6 protein-coding genes are annotated in these 7,805 nt (G+C 51.5%); 5 read left to right on the top strand and 1 reads right to left on the bottom strand.

Annotation, left to right across the window (positions count from 1 at the left end):
* A partial coding sequence (locus QZ303_RS00595) for an RloB family protein (RefSeq protein WP_295727781.1) occupies positions 1–377 on the top strand: 377 nt, incomplete at its 5' end.
* A gap of 332 nt (positions 378–709) precedes the next feature.
* Positions 710–1,066: a helix-turn-helix transcriptional regulator gene (locus QZ303_RS00590; RefSeq protein ID WP_295727780.1), complete on the top strand. Its 357-nt coding sequence runs from the start codon at positions 710–712 to the stop codon at positions 1,064–1,066.
* Positions 1,067–1,174: 108 nt separating this feature from the next.
* On the opposite strand, the gene QZ303_RS00585 is transcribed toward QZ303_RS00590, so the two are convergent.
* Positions 1,175–2,467, bottom strand: a complete 1,293-nt coding sequence (locus tag QZ303_RS00585; protein WP_295727778.1) for a hypothetical protein — start codon at positions 2,465–2,467, stop codon at positions 1,175–1,177.
* 89 nt (positions 2,468–2,556) lie between these two features.
* On the opposite strand from QZ303_RS00585, the gene QZ303_RS00580 reads away from it, so the two are divergent.
* From QZ303_RS00580 to QZ303_RS00570, 3 genes are all read left to right on the top strand, one after another.
* A complete protein-coding gene (locus tag QZ303_RS00580; protein WP_295727777.1) occupies positions 2,557–2,787 on the top strand; it encodes a hypothetical protein in 231 nt (76 codons plus the stop codon).
* Between the two features lie 187 nt (positions 2,788–2,974).
* On the top strand, positions 2,975–4,072 hold the full coding sequence (locus QZ303_RS00575; RefSeq protein WP_295727776.1) for a FecR family protein: 1,098 nt from the start codon (positions 2,975–2,977) through the stop codon (positions 4,070–4,072).
* A 100-nt stretch (positions 4,073–4,172) separates the two neighbouring features.
* Positions 4,173–7,799 carry a SusC/RagA family TonB-linked outer membrane protein gene (locus tag QZ303_RS00570; protein WP_295727774.1) on the top strand — a complete coding sequence of 1,209 codons (3,627 nt, stop codon included), beginning with the start codon at positions 4,173–4,175 and terminating at the stop codon, positions 7,797–7,799.
* The last annotated feature ends 6 nt before the right edge of the window (positions 7,800–7,805 follow it).

Here is a 7,805-nt window from a genome sequence, read left to right as displayed (position 1 = left end):
ACAGGTGTAAGCGCGACAGGTTTACAACATCGGAGGATAAGACATTTTTGATGTTCGACCTTGATGTACCGGGTATGCTGGAGCATTTGCGAAAGATAAAAGAAGCTGTGTTACTGCTCTCCAATCCCTGCATCGAATACTGGTTTGTGCTGCATTACAAGAACACCAACAAGGAGTTGTCATCTGCCGAGTGTCTTGCAATGCTGAAAAACATAGACGCGGATTATCAGAAAGGAGTATTCTCCACGTCAATGAAAAAGGTCTTGATAGACGCTATTGAAGATGCTGCCAAACGAGCAAAATCCAAAGAGGCATACACTAATCCGTCATCGACAATTCACCTGCTGACCGATGAGATAACCTCCGTAAAAAGATAGTCGCAGGAAGCGTTTCCGGCTGAAAACAGCACGGCAAATCAACCGTGAGTCGGCAAAAGCCATTCTCTTATGGAATACTTTAATTTGGCATTTTGAACCATGAGCCGGGAAATCCCTATATCCGTGAGTCCGAAGGATTTTTAACGCTTTGGCTCTTTGATGATTGGGAATAAAGTATTAACTTTGCATTACCGTATCGTCATAACGGTGAAGAACATTGAAGTAGCGGAGTGAGCCATTAGTGAGTCGGCCCTATACTCTCGCTCGCAACTCTTTGATAGCCAGTGCTCATAGATGAAATAACCCCGAAATCTCCGGGGTCACCAAGCCAAATGGCAAAATGCAGAAAACCTCTGAAATCCAGACGATTTCGGAGGTTTTTAGTTTATCTCAACCGGCATTTCGGAGCAAAAAATTACCTCAGCGAATTGAGCATCGAAGAATTCGCCCATTATTCAGGCCGGAGTCTTTCTTCGTTTAAACGTGAATTCGCGGAGTTATCCGGGGGTTATACCCCTGCGAGATGGATAATGCGCAAACGTCTTGACGATGCGATGGTTATGTTGAAAAAAGGCATCTCGGCATCAGAAGTATATGTTCAAGTCGGTTTCAAGAATCTGTCGCATTTTTCCACTGCGTTTAAAAAGCATTTTGGAATTGCCCCTACTCGAATTATGAATACAATCTGATACGCCTGCAACCGGCGCACACGCCCAATTCAAACTAATGGGTTGCTCAAATTTATATGATACGTACCCTTGTCATAGACGGATGTTTTTAGAGGGTGTTTACTTCTGTTATGAAACACCCTGTTGATTTGTCGATGTCCCGGGAATAAGGGGGGACGAATTGAGTATGTTGTCAAAGTATCGGCGTGCGTATTCCCATGTCACGTAATAACAGTCGGTACCCGGGAATAGGATAGGGCGTTCGTTGAGGTCGATGCGCACGTAGGGAGTGCCGGATGTCGACATGCATACAATCATCTGGAAATTGCTGGCCATCGGGGTGACGTGGAAGTTCTGCCAATGCTGTCCCACGTCATTCATATTCTTTCCGGCATAATAACAATCCTGTAGCTTGATCAAAGATAGAAACGGCATTATGGTCTCAGCGTGGCCGAACCTCAGGCTTAATGAGGCTTTTGAGCGCCCGGCGAGGAAATCATCGGTGGTGTTTATTATGTCGGCAAGCAACGGACATGTGATTTCCGATGGGATCGCTGAATAGACGGAGGCAGTACGTTCGAGATACTGCATGAGGTTACGGCATTCCCACATCCTGTACGCTTCATCATATGTGTAGAACTTTTCAAGAAAGTCGCCCTTCATCCCGGAGGCGTTAAGCCCGCAGAGGAATCCGAACATTGGGATGGCAAATTCCCGGGCCTTTTCCTCATCCATCACTCTCTTGTCAATCAAGCGCCATACAGGCTCCAGAGGCACGTTATTTTTGTAGAATTCCTTAAGTTCTTTACTCCAGGGCGCATCACGCCGCAGGTTGAGATATGCCGAGTCGATGGCGAAAGGGCGCAATAGTGACGAGTTCATCCTGCCTGACGATGAGAGTATCTCGACGTCGTTGTCGAGCACGGCGAGCCGATGGGTGAATTCATCCATGCTCATGATGCATCGCGGCACATAGGATGAAATCGATTCTATGCGTGCACCCTTTACGAGTGTAGGCCATGCTTCATAGATTCGCTCGGCAATACCTTGCTGTTCCGACATTCCGGTTGAATCCAGCATCCCCCATTTGTCGCGCGACATTGCATATGCACGCTCCACGATTTCCAGCATTGAATCGCCGAGAGCCGTCAGCATACCCTTTTGTCTGGCATCGATAAGCGAGGCGCGGAGTGATTTCACCCTCTTGGGTGATGTCTCGTATCTTGCGCCATGCCGTCCCAGGTGATTTATCATCACTGGCGTAAGAGTGTCGGGAAGCTGTACGCGTCTCTCCGGAGCCGGGTACACCCGTGCAGATCCGTGGAGTTCGTCGAATGTGTAGTGCGATACAGGCTCGACATGTGCTGTCGCTGCTATGGCTATTATGAGAATAGTTACGATAAGAATTGCCCGGCGGTACATTATTTTGTAAATTTGTGTGAATTGAATATGAATCGAATTAAATAAGCCCGATGACTTGCGAGGAACTTACCAACCTTATTAAGAATAACATGCCTGAAAAGGCAATTGTTGCCGTAGATGAGATTATTGCTCGGGGGAATGCCCCGGCATGGGCCTACCTGTTGCGTAGTGAGGCATTTCTGGCGACGGGAAAACTCGGCAGGGCTTTGAGCGATCTGCATATGGCCATGGATGTAGAACCAGACGTACAGACCGAACAACGGATAAAGGCGCTTCAAAGCGTTATTGAATTCCGTAATTTGGATATGCTTAATCCTTAGCCCCGTTTCCTCAATATCTGTTAACACCGGGGGCATGTTTTAGTTTATCAAACGCACATTATTGAAATTTTAGTGAAAAAAATATTAGCGTATAGTGGAGTATGGTTGTCATTAGATAAATGGCAGTCCTTGAGTGGCGCGACCTTATCGCCGCATGGCTTGCCTTACCGTCATTTTACATTTCGAAATGAGCGACCATCAGGAAATAGTAGATTATCTTGCTTCATCATCCGACATTCCGGCCGATCTTCTTAAGGCAATTCATAATTGGCTTCTGGAGCATGGTGGGGAGGCCGCCACTACAGGTGCGATGTTGGGCCTTTGGGACAGCCTTGATGCCCGTGACAAGGATGGTGTGTCTCGATTGGACATTGACGCCGACATGGCCAAGGGGCTTCAGCGCGTTTTGCGAGAGATAAATTCGCAGCGCAGAGCGCCTGTCGGCCCGGTTTCGATTATGTCTGATGACGTACCACCTGCTAATCAGGCAACTACATCCGATGCGGACTTTTCCGACAAGGCTGCGAGACGACCACGGACCGGATGGCTGTTTGTCGCGGCTATGTTGTGTGCGATATTATCCATAGGTTCTTTCCTGTTGGGCAAATTAAGCGGCTCTCAGGCTTCCGACACGGTGCTCCTCGCCGCAGAAGGTTCGATTGGAAAATACACTTTGCCCGACGGAACCCACCTGTGGCTTAATGGGGGGTCAACGTTGACATATTCCGGTGATTTCAATGAATCCGGAGAGCGCAGGGTCTCTATTGACGGAGAAGCCTACTTCGAGGTCACTCGAAATGCGCGCCGCCCATTCGTGGTAGAGATGGAGTCGATGGATGTGACGGTGCTCGGCACCTCGTTTAGTGCGCGCTCATGTTCCTATGCCGACACCGAGGAGGTTATTCTCCTGTCTGGGAAAGTGGAAGTGGAAAGTCCGTTATTGGGTCGTCCAATCACAATCAAGCCTGACCAGAGGATCACGCTTGACCGCATGTCGCGCGATGTGTTGGTCGAACCTGCCGATGCCAAAGCCTATTGCCGGTGGATAAAGCCGTCGGCGACTTTCGACAACGAGCCGCTGTCGGATATCCTGCGCCTCATTTCTCGTCGCTACGGTATGGAAATGACTGTCGATGATTCCGCGTGGATGGATTCCCGACTCTCCATCACTATAAATTCATCGCAATCCCTCGATGAAGTAATTTCGATTATCGAGCACCTCCTTCCTGTAGAGATAACGGTGGATGGCCGCAATCTTGCTGTAGGAAATGCGTCCCATGTGTGATTCGCGATTACCGCCGTAAGGATAATCCCAGTAGTAAACCAATCAACCTTTAAATATATACCAACCCTTAGACATGATTGCAAATATTAAATTTAGCGGTATGCCATCAGGACTTGTGCGTTTACGCACCAAGGTTTTTATCGCCGTATCGCTCATTGCCATGTCGGCATCGCCGATAATGGCGGCGGTAGCTCTTCCGAAAATAAGTATCGATGCCAACGATATTACGGTCAAGCAGCTGCTCCATGACATCGAGTCGAAGTGCGACTACACATTTGCCTATAGCGACGAGGGCGGCTTGCCTGTGGCAGAGCGCGTGACGTTGCATGCCACAGACCGTCCTCTCGACGATATACTTGCAGAGGTGCTCCCGGGTGCCGGGGTCGAGATAAAGGGCAACACCATTATCCTGACTCCCCGCAAGACTGTACGAGAGGGCAGGGGAAAAGGAAATAAAGCCTCCAAGGCCGGCAAAAAGACTGTCACGGGACGTGTCATCGACGATACCGGCGAGCCGGTGATCGGTGCTACCGTGATGCAGAAAGGGACCAACAACGGTACATCTACAGATATCGACGGCAATTTCTCGTTGGTCATAGATGGTAAGAACCCCACATTGGTGGCCCGCTATGTCGGCTGCGACCCGAAAGAGATCAAGGCTGTCCCCGGAACTCCTGTCAGTATCACCCTCAACCAGTCGGGGGTGACGCTTAACGATGTCGTTGTGACAGCCCTCGGCATCAGCCGTGAGCAGAAATCGCTCGGCTATGCCGTATCTAAAGTGTCGAGTGAGGACCTTAACAATACGGTCTCTGGCAACTGGCTCAATTCGATGAACGGCAAGGTGGCCGGCCTGTCGATGACAAGTGCGGGATCCGGTCCTCTCGGCTCCATGCGTGTGGTGCTACGAGGAGAGCAGTCACTCAACTACGGTTCCAATGAGGCTCTTTTCGTGGTCGATGGTGTGCCAATCACCTCCGGCGATGCCGGCACGGGAAGCGGTGTGTCGTTTTCCAACGACGATGCGCCTGTCGACTTCGGTAACGGGGCATCGGAAATCAACCCCGAGGATGTGGAGTCGGTCACCGTGCTGAAAGGCCCGGCGGCTACCGCGCTTTACGGTTCGCGTGCGGCCAACGGTGCGATTGTCATCACCACCAAGGGCGGAAAGGCCGAGAAGGGGATCGGTGTCACAATCAATTCATCGATAACATGGGAAAAAGCCGACTTTTATCCTGATTTCCAGGGCGTCTACGGCCCGGGTGCGGATGGCGGCTTCGCGCCATATGCTTTCTGGCGCTTTCGCAACATGGATGTCCCCGAGGGTTTTCCCGCTACAGCCAACGGATCGCGCATGAGCTATGGCGAAGCTTTCGGCGCCGACAAGCTGCGCAGTCAGTATAATTCCTACAACCGCGTCACGGGAGAGTGGACGCTTACACCGTTTCTATATGCCGACGACTGGTTCACCGGATTCATGGAGACAGGTGTGACCTACCGCAACAACATCACACTCAGCTCCAACAACGGAAAGGGGACTTCAGCGCGCTTGTCGGTCACCGACACACGCAATGATTGGATTCTGCCAAACACCGGTTATCAGAATCAGACGGTGTCCGTGGCGCTGAATACCAAGATGAACAAGTGGATAAAGCTATCCGCACGTGTGAACTATCTCCATAAGTCGTCAGACAATCTCCCGGTGCAGGGCTACAGTAACCAGAGCCCGTTCTATATGCTCATCTGGGGTAACACAAACATAAGCCCCGCACAGTATCGCGATGAATATTTCGGTGGCTACTGTACGGAAGAAAACTATCTCGGCAACCGCTACGACGGAAAGGCTATGGTGCAGAGCATGGGCAATTCCAAGCCGGTCAATCCCTACCGTCAGATGTATGAGGCCACCAACGCCATCAACAAGGATCGCGTATATGGCAACGTAGCGCTCAACATCGCTTTCCCGGTCAAAGGACTCACGCTCGACCTGCGTGCGGGTACCGATTTGAGCATCGACTGGCGTCAGCAGAAGAAGCCGTTCCGCACCCCCAATTTCGAGCGTGGCTTCTATCGCGAGCAGAACAACCGCGACATCGAGACCAACCTCGACTTCATGCTCCGTTATGTCAACAACAAGCTTGTCAACAAGCGCCTCGGTCTGAATGCAGCTGTCGGAGGAAACACCATGATGCGGCGTGCTTTCCGCAACTCCATCACTCTGAAGAATCTCGGGGAGGAGGGCATATACAACTCCAGCAATCTTCCCGACGGAGAGTTTGCCCGTCCCTACAACTGGCGTAGCCGCAAGGTGGTGAATTCGTTCTACGGATTCGTCAACCTGAGCTGGGATGATACATATTATCTCGACCTTACAGCCCGCAACGACTGGTCGTCGGCCCTCGGACGCGGCAACTGGTCGTTCTTCTATCCGTCGGTTTCGGCAAGCGTGCTACTCGACAATGCCCTCAATTTCCATGAAACCGCACCTTGGGTCGATATGCTGAAAGTGCGTGGCTCATGGGCCAATGTGGGCAATGATACCAGTCCCTACACACTTACCGATTCTTATGCGGCCTCCTCGTCATATCCGTCAAGCTCGCTACTCCCTACCACGGCTGCCAACTACTTTATCAAGCCGGAAAATGTCGAGAGTTGGGAGGCGGGACTTGAGTCCATGTTCCTCCACAACCGTTTCGGTGTGGATTTCGCATTCTATCATTCATCTACCACCAATCAGATAGTGAGTGCCGTGGCCGATATGATTACGGGCGTTTCCGGGCGTAAGATGAACGCCGGCGAGATCCGCAACCGGGGAATTGAAGTCGCGGTTCATGTGATTCCCGTACAGACCAAGGACTTTACATGGTCGTTCGATGTGAACTGGAGCCGCAACTGGAACAAGCTTGTCAGCCTGGAGGAGGGATGGGATCCGGCCGCTGCTTTCATACAGAACGACGGTGCCGGAGGCAGCTACGCCACAGTGCGGTCGTATATCGGACAGGAGATGAACTGGATTTACGGCAAGGGGTACAAGCGCGCTCCTCAAGGTGCCACCTATACCGATGCCGCAGGCAATACCGTGGACTGCTCCGGCATGAAGATCATCGATGCCACCAACGGCATGCCGTTGCTTGACGATGCGGCTGATACCCGCATCGCCAAGGTCAATCCTACCTGGAGGGGTGGAATGAGCCACACTTTCCGATATAAGGATTTCACTCTCGGGCTTACATTCTCCGCACAGATGGGCGGACATGCGTTCTCCCATACCAATGCCGTCCTGTCCTATATGGGCAAACTCACCAACTCCCTCGAAGGCCGCTATGACGGTCTTACGGTAGAAGGAGTGGTGGCGACTGAAAATCCCGACGGCTCGGTGTCGTACACCCCCAACACCCGCCCGGTGGAGTCGGTCATCGACTATTACCAGAAAGTGAAGTTCCTTCGTAACAATGCCGAGGAACATACCTTCAAGACAGATTTCTTCAAGCTCGGAGAGGCACGTCTCGACTATACTCTTCCCCGCAAGATCTGCCGTCGGCTTCGCATTATCCAGGGCGCGTCCCTCGGCGTTTACGGCACGAATATCTTCTGCATCACACGTTGGCCGCAGTTCGATCCCGAGGCAGCCGGCACGATGAACGGCACCAATATCGTCAACGGTCTGGAAATGGGCGCTCTCCCGATGACGCGCACTTATGGATTCAACATCAAACTTTCATTCTGATCCAAC

Origin of the sequence: uncultured Muribaculum sp. (genome assembly GCF_910583865.1) — a bacterium.
Lineage (GTDB): Bacteria > Bacteroidota > Bacteroidia > Bacteroidales > Muribaculaceae > Muribaculum.
This window is presented reverse-complemented; position numbering and strand designations above follow the sequence as displayed.

Excerpts from the sequence above, each read along its gene's own strand:
- QZ303_RS00585 (WP_295727778.1), bottom strand. The coding sequence starts at position 2,467 with ATGTACCGCCGGGCAATTCTTATCGTAACTATTCTCATAATAGCCATA.
- QZ303_RS00590 (WP_295727780.1), top strand. The coding sequence starts at position 710 with ATGGCAAAATGCAGAAAACCTCTGAAATCCAGACGATTTCGGAGGTTT.
- QZ303_RS00580 (WP_295727777.1), top strand. The coding sequence starts at position 2,557 with ATGCCTGAAAAGGCAATTGTTGCCGTAGATGAGATTATTGCTCGGGGG.
- QZ303_RS00570 (WP_295727774.1), top strand. The coding sequence starts at position 4,173 with ATGCCATCAGGACTTGTGCGTTTACGCACCAAGGTTTTTATCGCCGTA.
- QZ303_RS00575 (WP_295727776.1), top strand. The coding sequence starts at position 2,975 with ATGAGCGACCATCAGGAAATAGTAGATTATCTTGCTTCATCATCCGAC.